General features: G+C 65.0%; 1 protein-coding gene. It reads left to right on the plus strand.

Annotated features, from left to right (window positions below; translation table 11 throughout):
• Window positions 1-109: 109 nt before the first annotated feature.
• Complete coding sequence (locus tag ACH107_RS33560) at window positions 110-301, plus strand: hypothetical protein (protein WP_412509894.1); 192 nt, start codon at window positions 110-112, stop codon at window positions 299-301.
• The last annotated feature ends 122 nt before the right edge of the window (window positions 302-423 follow it).

Consider the following 423-nt stretch of genomic DNA (forward strand, 5'->3'; position numbering starts at 1 on the left):
GATCCCTGCGCTTGCGATTACGCCATGGCATTGCTGCGATTTTGCTGGATTTGGCCGCCTGGTGGAGCGACCCTGACTGCACGAGGCGACGCAGCAAGGACCCACCGAGATGACCATCGCAGAACGCTACAACGCCGCGGCCCGCGACCTGCTACCCCAGATGGCCGCCGATCTTGCCGTCGACCCCACCATCACCGACGCAACTCACATCAACGAAATCGTCTTCCGCCGCAGCGAATACCTGGGCGGCATGGCCGCCGCCGTCCTCGCCATGGTGGAACAGAACTCCTACGCCGGGTGATCTGTCCGGCCCGGCCGCTCAAGCAGCCCGCGATCATGGCGGGCTTGACCCGGTAGGAGGCGGCGCAGGCCCGCGTTGCCCAAGCACCGGAGACCACCATGATCCAAATTGACCTGTCCGAC

The organism is Roseovarius halophilus (ex Wu et al. 2025) (assembly GCF_047086965.1).